This is a genomic window from Dickeya lacustris (assembly GCF_029635795.1).
Classification (GTDB): Bacteria; Pseudomonadota; Gammaproteobacteria; order Enterobacterales; family Enterobacteriaceae; genus Dickeya; species Dickeya lacustris.
This window is the reverse complement of the sequence record NZ_CP114280.1, coordinates 1,367,824-1,391,016: the sequence shown is the minus strand read 5'-3', so window position 1 is coordinate 1,391,016 and position 23,193 is coordinate 1,367,824. Positions and strand designations below refer to the sequence as shown.

Below are 23,193 nucleotides of genomic sequence, written 5' to 3'. Positions count from 1 at the left end.
CTGAGGCAATATGTTTGTATTTGAAGGCCGGGATATTGAAACGGATACTCAGGGATACCTGAAAAACAGCAATGACTGGCAAGAAGCAATGGCACCACTATTGGCTGAACAGGAAGGCATTGCACTGAGTGAAGCGCATTGGGAAGTTGTGCGGTTCGTACGCGCTTTCTACCTTGAATTCAATACCTCGCCAGCCATTCGCATGTTGGTTAAAGCGATGGCGCAGAAATATGGTGAAGAGAAAGGCAATAGCCGCTATCTCTATCGTCTTTTTCCCAAAGGGCCAGCCAAGCAAGCCACAAAAATTGCCGGACTCCCTAAACCCGTAAAGTGTATTTAATGCTCATCCCTATTCAGCCTCTCGTTATGGATGACGTACAGGCTCAGGTTTAGTAACGAATTCAGGTTTAGTAACGAATAGAGAAGGACGCAAACGCTATCAATGGATGAGGTTCTATCAGGACATTATCTACTCTGGCGTGCTGCGGCCCGCCGCGTTTTAACCATTCGATGAACTGCGCTATCGCCAGAGTTTCACCGCTGGCAACAAACTCGACGCTGCCATCATCGCAGTTATACACATAACCGGTGATACCGAGTTCTCGGGCACGTAGCTGGGTGTGATAGCGAAAGCCTACGCCTTGAACCAAACCATGGACCCACCCTTTTACGGAAACTATCGACATCGCGCTCTCCTGCTCCCATGGCCAAATAGACCAAAAAATCGCCATAACATGCGTGCTTTTTGCGCGTATTTTTACCGCAAACTACCTATGATTATTATAGCGCAACCGGGTATAACACTTGACTGGATAACGCCGCTGCCAATGAGCAGGATAGCGCATCTGACAACTTGAAAACTGCCGAAGGTGCCCCATTTAACGGGTGTAACACGTTTCTCAGGAGGTTATATGATTAACTGTAAATTTGCTATCGGACAGCAGATTCGTCATAAGCTACTGGGATTCCCCGGCGTCATTATCGATATCGACCCAGAGTATTCTCTGGCCAAGCCGAAATGGGAAGAGCTGTCCGCTAGCGATACACTGCGTAGTGCGCCTTGGTATCACGTCGTGATGGAGGATCAGTTTGGCCGCCCGATTCACACATATCTGGCGGAAGAGCAGCTCGTCAACGCAGTGGCTGACGCGCTTGAGCACCCATCGCTGGATGCTCTGGCGCAAACCATTAAACGCCACGCGCCGCGCCTCTTACATTAACAACGTGCTGTATGTCTTCCTGTCACACCCATGCGCGACACACGGTGGCAGGAAACAGCGCCCAGGAAAGGGAAGGCTATTTTTCCAGCCCCAGTCTGGGAATTTCAATTTTAGGGCAGCGATCCATGATCACTGCCAGCCCGGCACTGTGCGCTAATACAGCGGCGGCTTCGTTAATCACACCTATCTGTAACCAAAGCGCTTTTGCCCCCATGGCAATAGCCGCCTGCGCCACGTCAAAAACCGCATCAGATTGGCGAAAGACATCCACCATATCCACCGGTTCGGGAATGTCATCAAGAGAAGCATACGCCGTTTGCCCAAGGACATCGCGCCCCGCCAGACGAGGGCTCACGGGGATCACGCGATAACCTTGTTCGACCAGATACGCCATCACGCTATAGCTTGGTCGGTCTGGTTTATCGCTGGCACCGACAACTGCGATGGTCTTTACTGAATTTAGTAAATTTTTCAGTTCGTTATCTTGCATGATTTTCCCTCCAATTTACCCCGTCAGACGTTACCCACTCCCGGCACAGCACGCTTGGGCACACGCGATATCACGTAACATATCCGGCAGGCCGCTGCCATTTTGCCTATGACATCACACTATTCGATTCCTCTTCCCCCAGTGCGCCTGAACAATAACCAAATATTTCATTTTTAAAATTTTGACACATTCTGAGCATTACTTAACAATACCATCATGAAATCCGCCACGGGGCCGCTATGAAAATTATTTCCGTTCTCGCCACCACGCTGTGGTTATTACTGCTGAGTGAACAGGCGATGGCGACCACGCTCAAGCTCCAGCCTGATATTGAATTAATCATGGTGGACGGAAAAAGGGTTTCTAGCTTATTACTCAACGGTGCTGGCAGCCTGGAATTAGAAAAAGGCTACCACCAGCTCGTTTTCCAGGTGTTACGCTCGGTTTCGTCATCGGCCACCGAGAAGCAGCTCTATCGTTCTCCAACGCTTATCGTGGTATTTGACGCCCGTTATTTAACCGAAGTAGCCATTCATTTGCCGGTATTGGACTCGCGGGAAGCGCAAGAGCGTTTTAGCCAGTCACCGGACTATCAACTGCTGGACAGTAAAAATCTACCGATCCCTATACGCATGGATGTATTGCGCGTTGATGAGGCAACACCCAGCCGAGAAATAGAAAAGCGCATGGCCGATTATAATCAGTCTGGCCAGACCGCTTCAGTGAGCGCATTTGCCTTTTCTACCAATCCGCCAACCGTCGCCCTCTCCCCAACGACCTCTCACCCGTTGGACCCATTAGGTATTATGCAATACTGGTTTAAACAGGCGGATAAAGAAACGCGCCAGCGTTTTCTTGAATGGGCCCAGCAAGAAAATCGATAAGCCATTATCGAGCAAATGATTCAGCATGCTGATTTAACAGGCAAAAAACACCGTTTTTGGAAAGATGCTCGCATTTTTTCAGTCTGTCACTTTTCTCTGAAACAGTGTTTCCGTAATCTGTAGCAACCTCACTGTTTTAAGGATGCCACCATGGAGTACACCACCCGCACAATCGAAGTGCATAAGCACATCGCTTTGGTTGCGCACGATCACTGCAAAGAATCATTGTTGGAATGGGTTGCCGCGAATAAAAGCCAACTGGCAGAACACCACTTGTATGCGACAGGTACAACCGGAAACCTGATTCAGTTGCATACAGGTCTGCCGGTCAGGAGCATGCTGAGTGGCCCTATGGGGGGTGATCAGCAGGTGGGCGCCTTGATTTCCGAGGGGAAAATCGACATGCTGATTTTTTTCTGGGACCCACTGAACGCAGTGCCACATGACCCCGACGTCAAAGCATTGCTGCGTCTGGCGACCGTCTGGAACATACCGGTTGCAACCAATCGCTCCACGGCTGATTTTCTGATCAACTCAGCGTTATTCAGTCAGGCACTTACCGTTACTATTCCTGATTACCAGCGCTATCTTCAAGGGCGCCTGAAGTAAGCCTCTCGCCTCACAGCCAGCGCATGGGGTCAACAACCTGCGCTGGCTGTGACAATCCTTTTATTCTCGGCCACATTGCTCACATGCGAGGGGTGATTCAATCGCTATCAACGCCTAATCAGAACACCTCTTTTTTATCCCGCCTTACGCTGCACCGGCACACCCAATTGATGCAATTCATCGACAAAGACCGAAGGCGCATCGCTATCAAACAATAACCAAACCTGATGTTTCGCTCGCGTCAGCGCAACATACAACAGCCTGCGTTCTTCCGCATCGGGAAACGGTTCTGGCTGTGCCAGTAATACGGCGTCTATAACCGATTCGTACATTGGCGCAGGAAAGCCCTCCCGCCCCTCACAAAGCCCCAGCACAATCACATACTCGGCTTGCTGCCCTTTACTGGCATGAATCGTCATAAAATCCAGCTGTAAATGCGGCCAACGGGTTTTCGCCTTTTGCAGCAAAGCGGGGCGCAGATGCTGATACCGCGCCAAAATCAGAATACGTTCACTGGCCGTGACATAACCGCTCATTTTATCCAGTAATGCATCTAACTGATGCTGCTCTAATAGAACGACTGATTTTTTATTGCCACGATTCAAACTGTTAAGGGATTTCTTTATTTGCAGCGGATTTTGTTGGATAAACCGATTCGCGATATCGGCAATCCGCTGATTAAAACGATATGTCGTATCAAGCATACACCGCGCGCCCTCGCCTGCCAGATGCGTAAAGGCGTCGGTCAATGACGAAGCCGCACCGCTAAAACGATAGATAGCCTGCCAGTCATCGCCAACGGCAAACAGCGATGAGTCCGGTGATTGCTTTCGTAAAGCATCAAGCAACCGGGCTCGCTGTGGAGAGATATCCTGAAACTCATCGATCAAGATATGTTGCCACGGGCTAACAAAACGCCCTTTATTCAGATAATTTACCGCCTGATGGATAAGCCCGGAAAAATCCATAGCACCTTCTTCTTTCAGCGCCTTTTTCCAGGCTTTCAGCAAAGGAGCCATCAAACGCAAATGCTGCTGTAACGCCGGGCGAGTCTCCTCATCAGCCAATGCCAGCAACTCGCTTTGTGTACCGCCATGCATGCGAAGAAGCTCTAGCCAGCGCTCCAGGCGGCTGACAACACGAGCAGAAATCGTTTCATCATGCCAAAAATCACCCTCAGGCAATGCGGATTGCCACTCTTCGCTTAACCAGCGATGCCACCCTTTTGCCTGTGCCTTTTTTTCATCGCATTGCTGTTGCCAGTGTTGTAGCAAAAAGGCACGCCGATACTCAGACTGTGTTTCCAGCTTGCTGATAGTCGGAACATTGCGCCCACACTGCTGAATAATATGCAGCGCCAGCGCGTGAAAGGTTTTGGCCTGAAGATCATCCGTCTGTAGGCGTTCATGAATGCGCTCATTCATTTCCTGCGCCGCCTGTCGGCCAAAGGCTAATAGCAGAATCTGCTGAGGCAATACCCCATTTTGCTGCATGAGCCACGCGGCTCGCGCCACTAAAACGGAGGTTTTACCGCTACCGGCCCCAGCCAAAACCAGCACTCCACGCTCGCCATTGACCACGGCATGGCACTGACCAGGATTGAGCGGTGAGCGCTCAACCGTTTCGAAAAATGCTTTCCGACGAGAAATGACGGCATCCGCCCATTGCTGATTAGCGCGTTGGCGCAGGCTTTCGCCGTGTTCAAGCAGGTTCAGGCAACGCTGATAATACTCTCGGCAATGCGCAAACTCCTCAAGACGCTCTAGCGGCAGAGGCAATGCCGCCAGACCAGCACGTATATTTTGCTGTAACGCAGCAAGCGAAGATTGCTCAAACCAACGATCCTCGTTCATCTGGTGAGAAATCGCCTCAGCCAGTGGTTGCAGCACCGCCGTACACACCTCACTCATCTGCTGGCTCCAGCTCTGCCAGGCTTTAAAAACATGACGGAAAAAGTGCTGCGTTTCCTGCCACGGCGTGCCATGCAAGCGAACCACCTGATTATCAGGCAGTTCAAACTCAAGCTCGCCCCAAATCAACCCTTTCTTACAACGGACAGCCAGTAACTGATTAAAAGGAATGACATATTCATGTTTGTCACCACTCACCTGAACACCGGCATTGAGCAGTTGCGCACGATTATAGGGATGCTGTGCCAGATGCTTCCCCAATACTGTTGATTTCAGTTCCATCAGCTCTGCACCATTTTTCTGTGAAGATGCTTCAAAGTTGTAGTTTAACCGTTCTGCGACCACACGCTCTAGCCGGAAAAACACGTTACAATAACCTGACACATCGTGGGATAATTCGATCCCCCCATTTTTTGCCCGAGCTGGAGCCGTCAGAGCATGCGTAGCGCACTCAATATCATCAATTTTGTGCTGGGAGGTTTCTTCACGACACTTGCCTGGTTAGTGGCAACGATCATCAGTATTGTTCTGGTATTCACGCTGCCTTTGACGCGCTCATGCTGGGAAATTACAAAACTCTCCTTATTCCCCTATGGCAACGAAGCCATCCATGTGGCTGAGTTACGCCCTGACCAAACAAGCACGTTACTCAATGCAGGTGGAACGTTGCTCAATATATTCTGGGTTCTGCTCTTCGGCTGGTGGCTCTGCCTGTCACATATTCTCAGCGGGATAGCCCAGTGCATGACGATAATCGGCATTCCTGTCGGAATCGCGAACTTCAAAATAGCCGCCATTGCACTCTGGCCTGTTGGACGCCGCGTGGTGTCGATTGAAGAAGCACAGGCCGCCAGACAGGCGAACGCTCGTCGGCGTTACCCGTAATCAGGGCTATTTATCATGGTGCAATCTTTCATCAATACTGGCGTAAAGCGCTTTTTCTACAACAGCAGTTGGCTTTACAACTTACGTATTCTGGTCGCGCTGACAGGCACTGCCGTGGTTCCCTGGTGGCTTGGCGTGACAACCAGCACTATCCCGCTAACGCTCGGCGTTGTCGCCGCCGCATTAACCGATCTGGATGACCGTTTATCAGGAAGAGTATTTAACCTATTAATTACATTAGCTTGTTTCTTTCTTGCCTCAGTATCCATTGAGTTACTGTATCCCTACCCTTGGCTATTTATTATTGGATTAGCCCTCTCCACCTGGAGTTTTATCCTGTTAGGGTCGCTGGGGCAGCGTTATGCCACTATCGCGTTTGGCGCATTATTGATAGCGATTTACACCATGCTTGGGGTGTCGCTTTACAGCAGTTGGTATCAACAACCGTTTTTATTGCTCGTGGGCGCACTGTGGTACAACTTGCTAACCCTGTTGGGGCACGTCATCTTTCCAATCCGGCCATTGCAGGACAATCTGGCTCGCTGCTACCAGCAACTGGCACACTATCTGGAGGTCAAATCCAATCTGTTCGACCCCGATATCGAAGATAATGACCAACCGCTCATCGATGTGGCGATGGCAAATAGCCAACTCGTTGAGACGCTCAATCAGGCAAAAGCCTCACTGCTTACGCGATTGCGGGGCGATCGCGGTCAGCGCGGCACTCGCCGTACCCTGCACTATTATTTTGTCGCGCAGGATATTCACGAACGCGCCAGCTCTGCACATATTCAGTACGACCAGTTGCGCCATGCTCTGCGCTATACCGATGTCCCTTTTCGCTTTCAGCGCCTGCTGTTTATTCTGTCTCAGGCGTGCTTACAGGTTTGCCAATCGATTTTATTACAACAAAAATATCAGCATGACCATCGCATCGAACGGGCGTTTTTCCATCTTGATGCGGCGCTTAATCGTCTGGAGGCACAAGGTGAAGATGTCTTGTCAGTCAAAGCATTACGCCATCTTTTAAACAATTTGCGGGCGATTGAAGCGCAATTGGTCAACATTCAATCAGAGCAAATTCTGGAACGGAACAACCATCGTCTCTCTACAGAAAATCGGCTGTCTGAAGACAAAATTACCGGTTGGAGCGATGTCTGGCTGCGCATTTGTCGGCATCTTACGCCGCAATCGGCACTGTTTCGTCATGCGGTAAGAATGTCTTTAGTGCTGTGTACCGGTTACAGCATTATACAACTGACCGGCCTGCAACACGGTTACTGGATTTTGCTCACCAGCCTGTTTGTTTGCCAGCCTAACTACAGCGCAACGCGGCGGCGTCTCGCATTACGTATTATCGGCACGATCGGTGGCGTGTTATGTGGCGTTCCCCTACTGTATATCGTTCCATCACAAGAGGGGCAGTTAGCGTTGATAGTCATGAGTGGTGTGCTGTTTTTTGCCCTTAGAACGGTGCAATACGCACAAGCGACACTGTTTATTACGCTGCTGGTATTGATGTGCTTTAACCTGTTGGGCGAGGGGCTTGAGGTTGCGATTCCACGCGTTGTCGATACCTTGCTCGGTTGTGCTATCGCCTGGGCTGCGGTGAGTTTTATCTGGCCGGACTGGAAGTTTCGCCGTCTGGATGCGGTTATCAATAAAGCCGTCGAGCATGATTGCCGCTATCTTGATGCCATTATGGTGCAATATCATCAGGGTAAGGACAACAGCCTACCTTATCGTATTGCCCGCCGGGACGCCCACAACAGCGATGCAGAACTGGCATCGGTAGTATCAAACATGTCTGCCGAGCCTCACACCCAAGCCGACACATTGGAGCAGGCCTTCCGCCTAATGTGCCTGAACCATACCCTGCTCGGCTATATCTCAACGCTCGGCGCTCACCGCGCACGCATTGGCTCTGCCGATACGCTCCTGTTGCTCAACGATGCCGTCTGCTATGTGGGCGATGCCTTACACCAGAAGGCTCAGGAGCAAAGCCACTATGCGGCAGCATTAACGAAAGAGTTAGATGCGCTGAATAAGCGCATCCAGGCGCAATCGCCAGAAAAAAACAGCCATGAGCAGCTTGTGTTGCAACAAATTCGCTTAATCACAGGCTTGTTACCTGAACTGACGCAATTAAAAAAGCAGCTCATTGACCATGCGCATCACGCTACAGCAGCCACGTTATCTTCATCATCTTCATCGCCGCCAGCAGACAGGTAACACTAACCACAGCAGACGCCTCATCAAGGCTCATGACGCGCGATGGCGCGTACTGAGCGATATGATGGCGTATGCTGTTCAAACCATTCAATCAGTTCGCTACGCACGCCTTGAGGTAGGGCCGCCTGGTGAACACCACAAATTGCCCCGGCTAACGCCAGCAGCACATTCACACTCAAATGCTGACTCACAGACCTCAATTTGAGATAGCTGGTTTTCGCACCTAAACGGTGTAACTCATCAATATTCTTGATCCCCACTTTCCAGAGTAACCGCTCCAGATCGTGATTGATATTCGGCAAATCCTTCAGTCGAATACGACTGGCTCTGGCAGCTTTATCATGCCTGGCCCCCTGTAAAGACTGCATTCCTAATTCCAGTAGTGCTGTTTCATCTCGCCACAGCGTTTCACCAACCAGATAATAATTCAACGGCACAGGGATACCTCGTTTGGTATACACCAGCTTTGCTATCTGCCGGCCAAGAAAAAAATCTTCATTGTCCGGTGCCGCACGTAAATAGAGCTCACCACCGGATACCAGAGCAAAAATAACGCCATCAGCAGCAATGCTGTAACCACCGAATTGAGAACGCGAGAGAATGTTACCCAATGGCGCAAAGACGCGTTTCGCTTGCAAAATCCTTTTTTCACATAGGTTTTTCATTACTTATTCCTTGTATTGAAAGTTTTAACCTTATTTTTAAATGCATCCACATTCTTAACAATTAATTAAACACAGCCGCACAACATCTTCAAAGACAAAATGTGTTATCGCGGCAATGACATACTGATTATGCGAGACGCTTTCAGAAATTCTGATTGATCTTTGCCCACACAACAGATACTGTATTTACATACAGTATCACTGTGAGATCAACACTTATGCAGACTCAACTCATTCGTACCACGAGCGTTTGTCATGCTTCATCCCCTGCCCATAGCACAGTGACAACGGCAAACTCAGGTGGGTTTATCAGCGAAATTGTTTACAGTGATGGTCATACGCTATTAACGCCGCTGTTACTGCCGCTCTTACAGCAACTTGGGGCGCAATCACGCTGGTTACTTTGGTTGTCACCACAACAAAAACTGAGCCGCCTGTGGTTGCAGCAGGCGGGCCTACCGCTGGAAAAAATGGTCGAGCTTTATCGCGTTAAATCCATATCGATTGTTGACGCAATGGAGAGAGCGTTGATGACGGGCAACTATAGCGCGGTGCTGTGTTGGTTAGACAACGAGCTGGATAATGAACAAAAAGTGCGGTTACAAAACGCTGCTTTGCATGGAAATACCTATGGGTTCATCCTGCGTTCAGAGGAAAAAACAATCGTAAGACACTTTTCCACACTGAGAATTCACTCTGGATTGTATCATTAAGTGAATATTGGGATTTTTCTTACCCACAACCCCTGTTCTGAGCATCATCCCTGAAAATACAGCGCCCGCGCTGTAATCACGAAGTTTTAATATCAGGGTATTTCAGAATAATCAGATAAAATCGCTGATTAATTGTTAGTAGTTATGTATGAATGGCCGGTTTTTTCAAGGAGCCTGTCACATCATACTTGTAACTTTCTCCCCACGTTGTAGACTTTAGCACGCTGGAGTTGCCCTTCATCATAACGTCAGTTGACTGGCAGTAGTTATTACACCGAGGGCAATGTCTCCGTGAAAGGATTTTAACCAAAGGCGGATTAGCGTTCAGCGCTAATTGCCGATTTGGATGATAATGAGGCGTAAAATGAAAAAAACAGCTATCGCGATTGCAGTGGCACTGGCTGGCTTTGCTACCGTAGCACAAGCCGCACCGAACGATAACACTTGGTACGCAGGTGGTAAACTGGGTTGGTCCCAGTATCACGATACCAACCTGACTGGCAATGGCTACAATGTCACCAACCCGTCCAAAAATCAGTTGGGCGCTGGTGCATTTGGTGGCTATCAGGCAAACCAGTACCTGGGTTTTGAAATGGGCTATGACTGGCTGGGTCGTATGAAATACGCCGAAGGCAACCATGGCAGTTTCAAAGCTCAGGGCGTTCAGTTGGCAGCCAAATTGAGCTACCCGATTGTTGACGATCTCGACGTCTATACCCGTCTGGGTGGTTTTGTATGGCGCGCTGACAGCAAAGACAGCACTGGCCCAAGCAACCACGATACCGGTGTTTCTCCGCTGGCCGCAGTCGGTGTTGAATACGCAGTCACCAAAAACTGGGCTACCCGTCTGGACTATCAGTGGGTGAACAACATCGGCGACTCAGCAACCGTTGGTGGTCGTCCTGATAATGGCCTGTTGAGCGTTGGCGTTTCTTACCGTTTCGGTCAGGAAACTGCTGCCCCAGCTCCGGCTCCTGTTGCTGCACCGGCTCCGGTTGCCGCTCCAGCGCCAGTAGTACAGACCAAGCGTTTCACGCTGAAATCTGACGTGCTGTTTAACTTCAACAAAGCAACGCTGAAACCGGAAGGCCAGCGCTCACTGGATCAGCTGTACACCCAGTTAAGCACTCTGGATCCGAAAGATGGCTCTGTTGTCGTTATGGGCTTTACTGACCGTCTGGGTTCTGATCAGTACAACCTGACTCTGTCTACCAAACGCGCACAGACTGTTGTTGATTACCTGGTACACAAAGGTATTCCTTCTAACAAGATCTCCGCTCGTGGTATGGGCAAAGCCAACCCGGTTTCTGGCTCTAGCTGCGCTAACACCAAAGCTCGCGCTGCACTGATCGACTGCCTGGCACCCGATCGTCGCGTTGAAATCGAAGTTAAAGGCATCAAAGACGTAGTGACTCAGCCTCAGGCTTAATCACGCTGATACGTCATTACTGTCTTAAAGGGACTGCTTGCCTGCTGTGTTAAAACAGCCGGTTCTCTTAGAGAAAGTCAGTGCCTTTTAACAAAAACAGCCCTTTTTTTAGGGCTGTTTTTTTATTGTCTGATATATATTGCCAAACCCTGAGCACGCCCGGCTGAAAATACGCTCAATCAGCCTGTGTTATAGCGACAATCACTCAGGCAGAAGTGAATGCTATGAGACCTGTGCTTCAGTTTAGGTTAATTTCCAAGATATAATTCAGTTTTTGCGCCTTACATCTCATTTTAAGCGCAATCGTTACATAAAATGACGACCAAAAATCGGCCCCTATCATAATTTGGAGCAAACATGTCCAACATTCTGCAATTTATTCTGGCTCTGATTGTTGTCGCCGGCTTGTCACTGCTGGTGTGCCGCGATCGCAAAAGCATTCGCATCCGGTATATTATTCAGCTTCTAGTTATCGAAATTCTGCTCGCTTACTTCTTCCTCTACTCAAGCGCCGGTCTGGGCTTTGTTCAGGGCTTTGCAGGCTTATTTGATAAACTGCTGGCTTTCGCTGGTGAAGGTACAGGGTTTGTCTTTGGGAATATCGGCAATAATGGTTTCGTCTTCTTCCTGAAAGTGCTGTGCCCAATCGTCTTCATTTCTGCCTTGATTGGGATTTTGCAACACATCAAACTGTTACCACTGGTTATCCGCCTGATTGGTACCGTGCTCTCCAAAATCAACGGCATGGGTAAGCTGGAATCCTTTAATGCGGTAAGCTCACTGATCCTCGGTCAGTCTGAAAACTTCATCGCTTATAAAGATATCCTGGGTCAGATGTCCGAAAAACGCATGTACACCATGGCGGCAACCGCGATGTCTACGGTATCTATGTCGATTGTCGGTGCCTACATGTCCATGCTGGAGGCCAAATATGTTGTTGCCGCGCTGGTACTCAATATGTTTAGCACCTTCATCGTCCTGTCACTGATTAACCCCTACCAGACAAGTGAAGAGAAAGAGCTGCACTTAAACGATCTGCACGAAGGACAGAGTTTCTTCGAAATGCTGGGTGAATATATTCTGGCAGGCTTTAAAGTTGCGATTATCGTCGCGGCGATGCTGATTGGTTTTATCGCCCTGATTGCCGCCATCAACGCACTGTTTAGCGCAGTATTCGGTCTGAGCTTCCAGGAAATTCTGGGTTATGTGTTCTATCCGTTTGCCTGGATTGTGGGCGTACCGAAGGCAGAAGCGTTGCAGGTCGGTAGCATCATGGCAACCAAACTGGTTTCTAACGAATTTGTAGCCATGATAGAAATGCAGAAAATCGCGGCACAGTTATCACCGCGTAGCGTTGGCATTCTGTCAGTCTTTCTGGTGTCATTCGCGAACTTTGCCTCTATCGGTATTGTGGCTGGTGCTATCAAAGGCCTTAACGAGATGCAGGGCAACACCGTTTCTCGCTTTGGTCTAAAACTTGTTTATGGTTCTACGCTGGTCAGTTTGCTGTCTGCTGCGGTAGCAGGTCTGGTGCTGTAATACCCGGCCCTCGCCAATGCGTGATGACACGTAACGCCATAAAATGGTGTTCTCTATCCCCGATGTGCCTTACATCGGGGATTTTTTTCTACAAACCCTGACATATCTTCCACATTTCCTCCATCTTTTGTCCTTCAGTTGATGTTTAAACTAGTATCATAATATTCAGTGTTTCATGGGCTTATGTTTGCCTGTGCTGATGGGAGGTTCCTTTTACTATTATGAACGCCACACGCTTATTTCGTTTACTCATACTGGCTGCCGCTATCGTTGCAGCATTTTTTATCTGGCGGCATGTCAAACCATCAGAAGAACCGGCAAGCGGGGCGACAACAGCACAGCAAACAACACGCCAGGGGCAAAACCGTAGTGGAGGCGGTCGCCGGGGCTCTTCAGCGCCACCGCCGGTGCAAGCAGCCCTCTCCTCTTCGTCATCCGTACCCTATTACTTATCTGCGCTGGGGACGGTCACGGCCGCTAACACAGTAACCGTGCATAGCCGTGTGAGCGGCCAACTGATGGCTCTCCACTTTCAGGAGGGGCAACAAGTTAAAGCCGGTGATTTACTGGCAGAAATTGACCCCCGTCCGTTCGAGGTGGCGCTGACCCAGGCGCAAGGCCAGTTAGCGAAAGATCAGGCCCTGCTGGTCAACGCCCGGCAAGACCTGTCACGCTATCAACAGTTATCAAAAACCGGCCTGGTCTCCCGCCAGCAGTTGGACACACAGGAATCGCTGGTACGCCAATACGAAGCGACGGTGAAATCGGATCAAGGCTCGGTTGCCAGCGCACAGTTGCAGCTCGACTACAGCCGAATTACCGCACCGTTTAGTGGTCGCGTTGGCTTACGCCAGATGGATATCGGCAACTACGTCACCAGCACCGATAATTTGCTAGTGCTGACGCAAACTCACCCTATCGATACGGTATTTACCATACCGGAAAGCGATATCGCCACCGTCCTGAAAGCGCAGAAATCGGGCCAACCAATACCGGTAGAAGCCTGGGATCGCGCCAATCGCCAACTGCTCTCCCAGGGGCGTTTACTCAGTATGGATAACCAGATAGACACCACCACGGGCACCGTCAAACTGAAAGCCCGCTTTGACAATAATGATGACACGCTGTTTCCCAACCAGTTTGTCAACATCAAAATGAAAGTGGATACGCTGCAAAACGTGGTCATCGCCCCCTCATCGGCTATCCAAATGGGTAACGAAGGCCACTTTGTCTGGGTACTCAACGATAAAGATCAGGTCAGTAAACACATTATTACCACCAGCATTCAATATGGGCCGCAAACGGTTGTCACCAGCGGCTTGAATGCCGGTGAACGGGTGATAACCGACGGTATCGACAGGTTGACAGAAGGTGCCCGCGTTGAAGTCTTGGCTCCCGCGACAGCAGCGCCGCAGGCTACGGCTGGCGGTGAAAAACATCAGCGTAATGCGGAGAAATCCTGATGCAGGAGACGACGACGCCGATGCAAGACCCCACGCCGGTTACGGGGGGCGGCCCCTCTCGCCTGTTTATTCTCAGGCCGATTGCGACCACGCTACTGATGGTGGCGATTTTACTTGCCGGGATTGTCGGCTACCGCGCCTTGCCGGTTTCCGCGTTACCTGAAGTCGATTATCCAACCATACAGGTGGTCACACTGTATCCAGGCGCGAGCCCGGACGTCATGACCTCGGCGGTGACAGCGCCGTTGGAGCATCAATTTGGCAGTATGTCTGGCCTGAAACAAATGTCGAGCCAGAGTGCGGGCGGCGCATCGGTCATCACCCTGCAATTTCAGCTCTCGCTCTCGCTGGATGTCGCCGAGCAGGATGTGCAGGCGGCCATTAATGCCGCAACGAATTTATTGCCAAGCGATCTGCCCTTTCCGCCAACTTACAGTAAGGTCAATCCTGCCGATCCGCCGATTATGACGCTGGCGGTCACGTCAACGGCGCTGCCGATGACGCAAGTACAAGACATGATAGAAACGCGCATTGCGCAAAAAATCGCTCAGGTTGAGGGGGTTGGGCTGGTGGCACTGGCTGGAGGGCAGCGTCCTTCAGTGCGCGTGAAACTCAATCCCGGCGCATTGGCCGCCAATGGACTTAGCAGTGAGAATGTACGCACGGCGATCACGGCGGCTAACGTCAACACGCCAAAAGGCAGCTTTGATGGCCCATCACGCTCTGTCACCTTATCGGCAAACGATCAGATGCGTTCGTTGGATGATTACCGCCGGCTCATTATTAGCTGGAAAAACGGCGCGCCAGTGCGCTTGCAAGATGTCGCTGACGTTGAGCAAGAGCCGGAGAATACCCGATTAGCCGCCTGGTCTAATCAAAATCAAGCCATCATCTTGAATATTCAGCGCCAGCCCGGCGCTAACGTTATCGCGACAGCAGACCATATCCGCAGCCTGCTGCCCGCGTTAAAAGCCAGTATGCCAAAGTCAGTGGACATTAACCTGCTGACCGATCGCACCACCACCATCCGCGCCTCGGTAGACGACGTACAGTTCGAGTTACTGCTGGCCATCGCGTTGGTGGTGATGGTGATTTACCTGTTCTTGCGTAATGCGGTCGCAACACTGATCCCAAGCATTGCCGTGCCGCTGTCGCTGGTCGGAACCTTTGCGGCCATATATTTTCTTGGTTTTTCCATCAATAACCTGACGTTGATGGCACTCACTATCGCCACCGGTTTTGTGGTTGATGATGCGATAGTGGTTATCGAGAACATCGCCCGTTATATCGAAAAAGGGGAAAAACCGTTACAGGCCGCGCTAAAAGGGGCGGGAGAAATCGGTTTTACTATCATTTCGTTGACCTTCTCGCTGATTGCCGTACTCATCCCGTTGCTGTTTATGGGCGATATTATTGGCAGATTGTTCCGTGAATTCGCCGTCACACTGGCAGTTTCTATCCTCATCTCGGCAGTCGTCTCACTGACGCTGACACCAATGATGTGCGCCCGTCTGCTCAGTCATCAGGCGCTCACACATCAAAACCGCTTTACACGCGCCAGCGAGCGCTTTTTCGATGCCGTAATAGCCCTTTACGGTCGCGGCCTGACACGGGTATTAAGCCACCCTTGGGTGACGCTTGGCGTTGCCATTGGTACGCTGGCTCTGACCGTTATTCTCTATATCGTTATCCCGAAAGGCTTTTTCCCGATTCAGGACAACGGCATCATTCAAGGGACGGTGCAAGCCTCACAAACCATCTCTTTTAGCGGCATGGTGGATAAGCAACAGCAAGTCAGCCGACTGATTCTAAAAGACCCGGCAGTTGAGAGTGTGTCGTCATTCATTGGCGTCGATGGCACGAATCCATCGCTCAACAGTGGCCGGTTGCAAATCAATCTAAAATCGCTGGAAGATCGCCACGAGCGCATTCAGGAAGTGATAGACCGGTTGCAACAGCAAACAGCGGCAATACCGGGTGTTAGGCTCTATCTGCAACCGGTGCAAGATCTGACTATCGACACACAAGTGAGCCGAACACAGTACCAGTTTACCTTGCAAACCATGTCGCTTGATGAACTCAGCACCTGGGTGCCCAAACTCACGGCTGAATTACAAAAGCTGCCGCAAGTGCAGGATGTCAGCAGCGACTGGCAAGAAGGCGGTGCCGTTGGCTATGTCAAAGTGAATCGGGACAGCGCCAGCCGTCTTGGTATCACCATGTCACAGATAGACAGTGCGCTTTACAATGCGTTCGGGCAGCGGCTTATCTCCACGATTTACACGCAGTCAAACCAATATCGCGTGGTGTTGGAACAACAGCATGACCACAATGATGGTCTGGCATCGCTTGATGCTATCCGCTTGATCAACAGCACCGGCGGCACCGTTCCCCTTAGCAGTATCGCCACGATTGAAGAGCGGCAAGGGCCGCTGTCGATAAACCATATCGATCAGTTCCCCTCCACCACGATTTCATTCAATGTGGCACCCGGCTATGCGCTGGGCGATGCGGTGACAGCGATTACACAAGCCCAGCAACAGATGCAATTGCCAAGCGATATCATCACCCGTTTCCAGGGCAGTACGCTGGCATTCCAGTCTGCGTTAACCAGCACTATCTGGCTGGTGGTCGCCGCGATTGTCGCGATGTATATCGTGCTTGGCGTATTGTATGAAAGCTTTATTCATCCGGTGACTATCCTTTCTACCTTGCCTACCGCCGGAGTCGGTGCGCTGTTGGCATTAATGCTGGCGGGTAGCGATCTGAATATTATCGCTATTATCGGCATCATCCTGCTGATTGGTATCGTGAAGAAAAACGCCATCATGATGATAGATTTTGCGCTGGCGGCAGAGCGTGAGCAGGGGATGCCGCCCTATCAGGCGATTTATCAGGCGTGTCTGCTGCGTTTTCGTCCCATCCTGATGACGACGATGGCTGCACTACTCAGTGCCGTCCCGCTGATGTTTAGTACCGGCGTGGGCGCCGAGCTACGTCGTCCACTCGGAGTCTGTATGGTGGGCGGATTGGTGATGAGCCAGGTCTTGACCCTCTTTACCACCCCGGTGATTTACCTGTTATTTGACCGGCTGGCACACCGTTTACGCCGCCGTCAGGCACAAAAACAGGAAGGGGAAATACAGTGAAGTTTTTCGCGCTGTTTATCCACCGTCCGGTTGCCACGACGCTACTGGCACTGGCGATAGCCTTGTGCGGTCTGCTCGGTTATCAATTACTGCCGGTTTCACCGCTGCCGCAGGTCGATTACCCGGTGATTTCCGTCTCCGCGTCGCTGCCTGGCGCATCGCCAGAAACCATGGCGTCGTCGGTGGCTACGCCGCTTGAGCGCTCGCTGGGGCGCATTGCGGGCATAAACGAAATGACGTCGATGAGCTCCCTCGGCAGCACCCGCATCATTTTGCAATTTGCCCTGGAGCGGGATATCAATGGCGCGGCCCGCGATGTGCAGGCCGCCATTAACGCAGCCCAGAGCCTGTTGCCGAGTAGCATGCCAAGCCGCCCTTATTATCGCAAAGTCAATCCGTCAGACGCGCCAGTGGTGATAATGACATTGACCTCAGATACCTATAGCCCCGGCCAGCTCTATGACTACGCCTCGACTCAAATCGCCCAGCGGGTGTCGCAAATCGAGGGGGTGGGCGATGTCACCATCGGCGGCAGCTCACTGCCTGCGGTGCGGGTATCGCTTAATCCTCAGGCTCTGTTTAATCAAGGGGTAGCGCTCGACGAAGTACGCCAGTCGATAGCGCAGGCGAACGTGCGCCAACCGGTCGGCAGCGTTGATAGTGCCAGTAAGCACTACCAGCTTCAGACAAATGATGCGCTGAAGACGGCAGATGCATATAAATCACTGATTATTCACTACAATAATGGAGCTGCGGTACGCTTGAGCGACGTAGCGACGGTGAAAGACTCGGTACAGAATGTGCTTAACGCCGGGATGACCAACGCCAAGCCTGCGATTCTGGTACTGATTCGCCGCGCACCGGATGCCAATATCATCGCAACGGTCGATGCCATTCGCGCCTCAATGCCGGAACTGCAAGCGATGGTGCCAGCCGCCATCACGCTGGATATCGCGCAAGACCGCTCTCCAACCATTCGTGCCTCGCTGCGTGATGTGGAACGCTCACTGACCATTGCAGTGTCGCTGGTTATTCTGGTTGTGTTTTTATTCTTACGCTCCGCTCGCGCAACCTTGATCCCGGCCATCGCCGTGCCGGTATCGCTAATTGGCACCTTTTCCGCTATGTACCTGTGCGGCTTTAGCCTCAATAACCTGTCACTTATGGCCCTTACCGTAGCGACCGGCTTTGTGGTGGATGACGCGATTGTGGTGCTGGAAAATATCTCGCGCCACGTCGAGGCGGGGATGAAACCCTTACAGGCTTCATTACAAGGGGTGCGAGAGGTTGGTTTCACCGTGGTCTCCATGAGCCTGTCGCTGATTGCCGTATTTATTCCGCTGCTGTTTATGAGCGGTTTGCCGGGCCGACTGTTTCGGGAGTTCTCCATCACCCTGTCAGTCGCGATTCTTATCTCGCTGCTGGTATCGATTACGCTAACACCAATGATGTGCGCGCGATTGCTGCGAGCCCATGGGCCGCGCACTCAGCCTCGCACCCGGGGCTTTAACCGTCTGTTACTGGGGTTACAGCAAGGGTATGGCCGCACATTACGTTGGGTACTAAACCATACACGCTGGGTCATGCTGGTATTACTTGGCACGATTAGCCTGAGCGTCTGGCTCTATATCACTATTCCCAAAACGTTTTTCCCGGAACAAGACACCGGGCGATTGATGGGGTTTATTCAAGCCGACCAGAGCATCTCATTTCAGGCCATGAAGCAAAAGCTTCAGGATTTTATGACTATCGTACGGGCCGATCCGGCGGTTGAGAACGTGACCGGTTTCACCGGAGGGATGCGCACGAATAGCGGCTCGATGTTCATTAGTCTCAAACCGCTTTCACAGCGCGATGCCAGTGCGCAGCAAGTCATTACCCGGCTACGAGCCAAGCTTGCCAATGAGCCGGGGGCCAACCTGTATCTGATGGCGGTGCAGGACGTGCGTATCGGTGGGCGTGAGTCCAATGCCGGGTATCAGTATTCCCTGTTGTCTGATGACCTGACGGTGCTACGCACCTGGGAGCCCAAAATTCGTGAAGCCCTGACGAAGCTGCCAGAGCTGGCGGATGTCAGTTCCGATCAGCAAGACAAAGGGGCAGAGCTGATGATGGAATATGATAGAGATGCGATGGCCCGTCTGGGGATTAATGTATCCAGCGTCAACGCGTTGTTGAATAACGCTTTTGGTCAACGGCAAATCTCCACCATTTATCAGCCGATGAACCAGTATAAAGTGGTGATGGAGGTTGACCCGGCCTACACCCAAGACCCCACCTCGCTCGATAAGATGTTTGTCATCAATAATAACGATAAACCGATCCCGTTATCGTTTTTTGCCCGCTGGCGTCCGGCCAATACGCCGCTTGCGGTTAACCATCAGGGGCTGTCCGCCGCTGCCACACTTTCGTTTAACTTACCGGAAGGGGCCAGCCTGTCGGATGCCACGGCCGCCATTGAACGCACCATGACCTCACTGGGCGTGCCGCCTTCGATTCGCGGCCAGTTTGCCGGTACGGCGCTCGCCTTTCAGCAATCGCAGCATTCACAAATGGTGCTGATTATCGCCGCGATTATTACGGTCTACATCGTCTTGGGTATTTTGTATGAGAATGTGGCGCACCCGCTCACCATTCTCTCAACGCTGCCTTCTGCCGGTGTCGGCGCTTTACTGGCATTGGAGCTTTTTAACAAACCCTTTAGCCTGATTGCGCTGATAGGCATCCTGCTGTTGATTGGTATCGTGAAGAAAAACGCCATCATGATGGTGGATTTTGCGCTGGTGGCGCAGCGAGATGGCAAGTTATCGGCGCAGGAGGCTATTTTTCGCGCCTGCATGCTGCGCTTTCGCCCGATTATGATGACGACCATGGCCGCGCTGTTTGGCGCACTACCGCTGGTGCTGGGCAGCGGCGATGGCTCTGAGTTGCGCCAGCCGCTGGGTATTACTATTGTCGGGGGACTGGTGATGAGCCAGTTACTGACCATCTATACCACACCGGTGGTGTACCTGTTCTTTGATGGTCTCAGCCAGCGTTTGCGCAGAACAAAAAACCGCGAACAACGTGAACCATCGGCATGATGCGATGAGAAATGATCGGTTGGCTGGTACGCTCATTCAATCAGGCTTTGCGGCAATATCGCGCGCCGTCATCCAATATGCGCCGGGGCTCCCCCGGCCTGTTCAGGGAGCCATGCCTTCCCGGGAGTTGCCTGTAGCATGACCACACAACCGCCGGCCTCCGTGCGCTGGCAATTATGGATTGTCGCGTTCGGTTTTTTCATGCAGACGCTGGATACCACCATCGTCAACACCGCCCTGCCCTCCATGGCAGCGAGCCTCAATGAAAGCCCGCTGAGTATGCACTCCGTGATTGTCGCTTATGTGTTGACAGTCGCCATGGTGCTGCCAGCCAGCGGCTGGCTGGCCGACCGGCTCGGTGTGCGTAATATCTTCTTTTCCGCCATTGTGTTGTTTAGTCTGGGCTCGTTACTCTGCGCCCGTTCACAAACACTGGATGCGTTACTGTTTTCCCGCGTCATTCAGGGCATTGGCGGCGCGATGATGGTGCCGATTGGCCGCCTGACGGTGATGAAACTGGTGCCGCGCGATCAATACATGGCCGCCATGACATTCGTGACGCTGCCTGGGCAAATCGGGCCATTGATGGGGCCGACGCTCGGTGGATTTCTGGTGCAATATGCCAGTTGGCACTGGATCTTCCTGATTAATATCCCGGTCGGCGTGATAGGTGCCCTCGCCACCTGGTTATTGATGCCCAATTTTACCCTGCCTGCGCGTCGTTTTGATCTACCGGGTTTTCTTTATCTGGTCATGGCGATGGGCAGCCTGACGCTGGCGCTTGATGGGCAAAAAAGCCTTGGTTTATCTACGCTTGCGTTATCCGTACTGGTATTCATCGGGTTACTGGCATTGCTGGCCTACTGGCTGCATGCAAGAGAAAACGAGCGCGCGTTGTTCAATCTGCGCTTGTTTGACACGCACAGCTTTAGCATCGGGTTGGTTGGCGGCTGGCTGGCGCGTATCGGCAGCGGTATGTTGCCATTCATGACGCCGGTATTTTTACAACTCGGCCTCGGTTATTCACCGTTCCATGCCGGTATGATGATGATCCCCCTGGTGCTCGGTAATATGGGCATGAAACGGCTGGTCGTGATGACTGTTAACCGCTTCGGCTATCGCAACGTCTTGGTGGCTTCTACGCTGGTGTTGGCACTGGCGACACTGCTGTTTGCATTGGTGGCGATGATGAGCTGGCAGTGGATGATGCCGGTGGTGCTGCTACTGGTCGGCATGGTAAACGGCATCCGGTTTTCGACCATGAACACGCTGACACTCAAAGACCTGCCCGACACGCTAGCCAGCGGTGGCAATAGTCTGCTGTCGATGTCGATGCAGCTTTCAACCAGTATGGGCGTCACACTCGCGGGTATGTTACTGGGCTTTTTTGCCCAGACACACCTGGTAGCAGGCGCAGAACACACTCACGACGTCTTTCTTTATACCTATCTCTGTATGGCCGCAGTGATGGCTTTCCCGGCGCTGATTTTTATCCGGGCACCGCAAGACATCGTCCCCCAGACCACGCTGACACGCACTTCCCGAGGTCAATGATGCGATTCGGTATTACGGCCAGAATGTTTCTGGCTATCTTTTCTACCTGCATGCTGGTGCTGATCATCATGCATTTTGGCGTCCGTCTCAGTTTTGAGAAGGGCTTTATCGACTACATTCGCCACGGCAATGAGCAGCGTGCGGTACAAATTAAAGAGCTGCTGGAAGAACAATACCAGTTGCACGGCAACTGGGAATTTCTGCGTAGCCGGGATCAAGGCATTTTTTCGATGATCCGCACACTGGATCAAAACAGCAATGAGGCATTACAGGGCTGGCGTACTCGTTTTTGGGTACTCGATAACAATCGTAATCGGCTGCTCGGCCCGCCGGTGCCGCTCCCTGCCGATAGCACTACGCTGCCGCTGATTGTGCAGCAGCACACCGTAGGCTTTATTGTCAGCGCACCGGTCGAAGGGCTCACCCGCAGTGCCGATATCAATTTCGACAGGCAGCAACAGCGAACCAGTTGGCTGATAGTGGCCTTCACCACCTTGCTGGCCGCCGTTGTGACCTGGCGATTATCTCGCGGTTTGCTGGCCCCGGTGAAACGGCTGGTCAATGGTATCCATCAGCTGGCAGGCGGGGATTTTAGCACTCGGGTCCGTGGCAATGAACGCGATGAACTGGGACGGCTGGCGCAAGATTTTAACCAACTGGCATCGGCACTGGAGAAGAACGAACAGTCTCGCCGGGCATTTATGGCTGATATTTCCCATGAATTACGCACCCCGCTGGCGGTATTGCGTGGTGAGCTCGAAGCGCTGCAAGATGGCGTGCGCAAGCCCGATACAGCCGCATTCAGCTCATTACAGGCAGAAGTGGTCATGCTGGCAAAACTGGTGGATGACCTGCATCAATTGTCATTGTCCGACCTCGGTGCGCTGGCTTATCGTAAAAGCGCAGTAAATGTCTCTACCCTGCTGCAAGTGGCCGTTGCTGCGTTTAACGAACGTTTTCAGCATAAACAGATAGCGCTTCACACCCACTTGCATCCACAAGCCGTCGTCTTTGGCGACCCGGATCGCCTAAGCCAGCTCTTTAATAATTTTCTGGAAAATAGCCTGCGCTATACCGATGAAGGCGGCAGATTAACCGTAGAGACAGAGCTACGTCCGCAGTGGCTGGTTATCCACTGGCATGACAGCGCGCCCGGTATTACCGATGAGCAGCTATCACTCATTTTTGAGCGGTTCTACCGTGCAGAAAGCTCGCGCAACCGCGCCAGCGGAGGCTCTGGGCTCGGGCTTGCCATTTGCGCCAACATCGTTGAGGCGCACGAAGGGCGGCTGTATGCTGGCCACTCACCACTCGGCGGCGTACACCTCACCGTCGAGCTACCTTTACACCTCTACCAGAACAGGTAAC

Annotated in this window: 18 protein-coding genes; 14 read left to right on the top strand and 4 right to left on the bottom strand. The window is 51.9% G+C overall.

Going from position 1 to position 23,193, the window contains the following annotated elements:
- Positions 1-10: 10 nt before the first annotated feature.
- Positions 11-340 (top strand): sulfurtransferase TusE, encoded by a 330-nt coding sequence (gene tusE / locus O1Q98_RS06195; protein WP_125260245.1) that lies wholly within the window; start codon positions 11-13, stop codon positions 338-340.
- Between the two features lie 67 nt (positions 341-407).
- On the opposite strand, the gene yccX is transcribed toward tusE, so the two are convergent.
- Positions 408-686: an acylphosphatase gene (yccX, locus tag O1Q98_RS06190; RefSeq protein WP_125260246.1), complete on the bottom strand. Its 279-nt coding sequence runs from the start codon at positions 684-686 to the stop codon at positions 408-410.
- A 225-nt stretch (positions 687-911) separates the two neighbouring features.
- Between yccX and hspQ the strand changes: the two genes are divergently transcribed.
- The gene (hspQ, locus tag O1Q98_RS06185) at positions 912-1,220 is read left to right on the top strand and encodes a heat shock protein HspQ (RefSeq protein ID WP_125260247.1); all 309 of its coding nucleotides are present in this window, start codon (positions 912-914) and stop codon (positions 1,218-1,220) included.
- Between the two features lie 76 nt (positions 1,221-1,296).
- Here the strand turns inward: hspQ and O1Q98_RS06180 are convergent, their stop codons facing one another.
- Positions 1,297-1,710 carry a CoA-binding protein gene (locus O1Q98_RS06180; RefSeq protein WP_125260248.1) on the bottom strand — a complete coding sequence of 138 codons (414 nt, stop codon included), beginning with the start codon at positions 1,708-1,710 and terminating at the stop codon, positions 1,297-1,299.
- 239 nt (positions 1,711-1,949) lie between these two features.
- Here O1Q98_RS06180 and O1Q98_RS06175 point away from each other — a divergent pair, with 239 nt between their 5' ends.
- Both O1Q98_RS06175 and O1Q98_RS06170 read left to right on the top strand, forming a co-directional pair.
- A complete protein-coding gene (locus O1Q98_RS06175; RefSeq protein ID WP_125260249.1) occupies positions 1,950-2,594 on the top strand; it encodes a DUF2057 family protein in 645 nt (214 codons plus the stop codon).
- Between the two features lie 150 nt (positions 2,595-2,744).
- Positions 2,745-3,203: a methylglyoxal synthase gene (locus O1Q98_RS06170; RefSeq protein ID WP_125260250.1), complete on the top strand. Its 459-nt coding sequence runs from the start codon at positions 2,745-2,747 to the stop codon at positions 3,201-3,203.
- A gap of 134 nt (positions 3,204-3,337) precedes the next feature.
- Here the strand turns inward: O1Q98_RS06170 and helD are convergent, their stop codons facing one another.
- Positions 3,338-5,395 carry a DNA helicase IV gene (gene helD / locus O1Q98_RS06165; protein ID WP_125260273.1) on the bottom strand — a complete coding sequence of 686 codons (2,058 nt, stop codon included), beginning with the start codon at positions 5,393-5,395 and terminating at the stop codon, positions 3,338-3,340.
- Between the two features lie 156 nt (positions 5,396-5,551).
- On the opposite strand from helD, the gene O1Q98_RS06160 reads away from it, so the two are divergent.
- Both O1Q98_RS06160 and yccS read left to right on the top strand, forming a co-directional pair.
- Positions 5,552-5,998 (top strand): YccF domain-containing protein, encoded by a 447-nt coding sequence (locus O1Q98_RS06160; RefSeq protein ID WP_125260251.1) that lies wholly within the window; start codon positions 5,552-5,554, stop codon positions 5,996-5,998.
- 15 nt (positions 5,999-6,013) lie between these two features.
- A complete protein-coding gene (gene yccS / locus O1Q98_RS06155; RefSeq protein ID WP_125260252.1) occupies positions 6,014-8,230 on the top strand; it encodes a YccS family putative transporter in 2,217 nt (738 codons plus the stop codon).
- Positions 8,231-8,253: 23 nt separating this feature from the next.
- On the opposite strand, the gene O1Q98_RS06150 is transcribed toward yccS, so the two are convergent.
- Positions 8,254-8,895, bottom strand: a complete 642-nt coding sequence (locus O1Q98_RS06150; protein WP_125260253.1) for a TfoX/Sxy family DNA transformation protein — start codon at positions 8,893-8,895, stop codon at positions 8,254-8,256.
- 218 nt (positions 8,896-9,113) lie between these two features.
- Between O1Q98_RS06150 and sulA the strand changes: the two genes are divergently transcribed.
- The 8 genes from sulA to baeS all read left to right on the top strand — a co-directional run bounded on the left by sulA (position 9,114) and on the right by baeS (position 23,192).
- Positions 9,114-9,608, top strand: a complete 495-nt coding sequence (gene sulA, locus O1Q98_RS06145; RefSeq protein ID WP_125260254.1) for an SOS-induced cell division inhibitor SulA — start codon at positions 9,114-9,116, stop codon at positions 9,606-9,608.
- 364 nt (positions 9,609-9,972) lie between these two features.
- On the top strand, positions 9,973-11,037 hold the full coding sequence (gene ompA / locus O1Q98_RS06140) for a porin OmpA (protein WP_125260255.1): 1,065 nt from the start codon (positions 9,973-9,975) through the stop codon (positions 11,035-11,037).
- Positions 11,038-11,394: 357 nt separating this feature from the next.
- Positions 11,395-12,576: a NupC/NupG family nucleoside CNT transporter gene (locus tag O1Q98_RS06135; RefSeq protein ID WP_125260256.1), complete on the top strand. Its 1,182-nt coding sequence runs from the start codon at positions 11,395-11,397 to the stop codon at positions 12,574-12,576.
- A 221-nt stretch (positions 12,577-12,797) separates the two neighbouring features.
- Positions 12,798-14,039 (top strand): MdtA/MuxA family multidrug efflux RND transporter periplasmic adaptor subunit, encoded by a 1,242-nt coding sequence (locus O1Q98_RS06130; RefSeq protein ID WP_125260257.1) that lies wholly within the window; start codon positions 12,798-12,800, stop codon positions 14,037-14,039.
- A gap of 20 nt (positions 14,040-14,059) precedes the next feature.
- Positions 14,060-17,188 carry an MdtB/MuxB family multidrug efflux RND transporter permease subunit gene (locus O1Q98_RS06125; protein WP_125260274.1) on the top strand — a complete coding sequence of 1,043 codons (3,129 nt, stop codon included), beginning with the start codon at positions 14,060-14,062 and terminating at the stop codon, positions 17,186-17,188.
- Positions 17,185-20,271, top strand: a complete 3,087-nt coding sequence (mdtC, locus tag O1Q98_RS06120; RefSeq protein ID WP_125260258.1) for a multidrug efflux RND transporter permease subunit MdtC — start codon at positions 17,185-17,187, stop codon at positions 20,269-20,271. The genes O1Q98_RS06125 and mdtC overlap by 4 nt, the downstream gene beginning before the upstream one ends.
- A 138-nt stretch (positions 20,272-20,409) precedes the next feature.
- A complete protein-coding gene (gene mdtD / locus O1Q98_RS06115; protein WP_125260259.1) occupies positions 20,410-21,825 on the top strand; it encodes a multidrug transporter subunit MdtD in 1,416 nt (471 codons plus the stop codon).
- Positions 21,825-23,192, top strand: coding sequence for an envelope stress sensor histidine kinase BaeS (baeS, locus tag O1Q98_RS06110; RefSeq protein ID WP_125260275.1), 1,368 nt, complete (start codon positions 21,825-21,827; stop codon positions 23,190-23,192). The genes mdtD and baeS overlap by 1 nt, the downstream gene beginning before the upstream one ends.
- Position 23,193: the final 1 nt, after the last annotated feature.

Bases quoted from the DNA above. Each gene is read 5' to 3' on its own strand.
- O1Q98_RS06125 (WP_125260274.1), top strand. From the start codon at position 14,060: ATGCAAGACCCCACGCCGGTTACGGGGGGCGGCCCCTCTCGCCTGTTT.
- baeS (WP_125260275.1), top strand. From the start codon at position 21,825: ATGCGATTCGGTATTACGGCCAGAATGTTTCTGGCTATCTTTTCTACC.
- O1Q98_RS06175 (WP_125260249.1), top strand. From the start codon at position 1,950: ATGAAAATTATTTCCGTTCTCGCCACCACGCTGTGGTTATTACTGCTG.
- yccX (WP_125260246.1), bottom strand. From the start codon at position 686: ATGTCGATAGTTTCCGTAAAAGGGTGGGTCCATGGTTTGGTTCAAGGC.
- helD (WP_125260273.1), bottom strand. From the start codon at position 5,395: ATGGAACTGAAATCAACAGTATTGGGGAAGCATCTGGCACAGCATCCC.
- tusE (WP_125260245.1), top strand. From the start codon at position 11: ATGTTTGTATTTGAAGGCCGGGATATTGAAACGGATACTCAGGGATAC.
- O1Q98_RS06130 (WP_125260257.1), top strand. From the start codon at position 12,798: ATGAACGCCACACGCTTATTTCGTTTACTCATACTGGCTGCCGCTATC.
- O1Q98_RS06135 (WP_125260256.1), top strand. From the start codon at position 11,395: ATGTCCAACATTCTGCAATTTATTCTGGCTCTGATTGTTGTCGCCGGC.
- mdtD (WP_125260259.1), top strand. From the start codon at position 20,410: ATGACCACACAACCGCCGGCCTCCGTGCGCTGGCAATTATGGATTGTC.
- sulA (WP_125260254.1), top strand. From the start codon at position 9,114: ATGCAGACTCAACTCATTCGTACCACGAGCGTTTGTCATGCTTCATCC.
- O1Q98_RS06180 (WP_125260248.1), bottom strand. From the start codon at position 1,710: ATGCAAGATAACGAACTGAAAAATTTACTAAATTCAGTAAAGACCATC.
- O1Q98_RS06160 (WP_125260251.1), top strand. From the start codon at position 5,552: ATGCGTAGCGCACTCAATATCATCAATTTTGTGCTGGGAGGTTTCTTC.
- O1Q98_RS06150 (WP_125260253.1), bottom strand. From the start codon at position 8,895: ATGAAAAACCTATGTGAAAAAAGGATTTTGCAAGCGAAACGCGTCTTT.
- yccS (WP_125260252.1), top strand. From the start codon at position 6,014: ATGGTGCAATCTTTCATCAATACTGGCGTAAAGCGCTTTTTCTACAAC.
- ompA (WP_125260255.1), top strand. From the start codon at position 9,973: ATGAAAAAAACAGCTATCGCGATTGCAGTGGCACTGGCTGGCTTTGCT.
- O1Q98_RS06170 (WP_125260250.1), top strand. From the start codon at position 2,745: ATGGAGTACACCACCCGCACAATCGAAGTGCATAAGCACATCGCTTTG.
- hspQ (WP_125260247.1), top strand. From the start codon at position 912: ATGATTAACTGTAAATTTGCTATCGGACAGCAGATTCGTCATAAGCTA.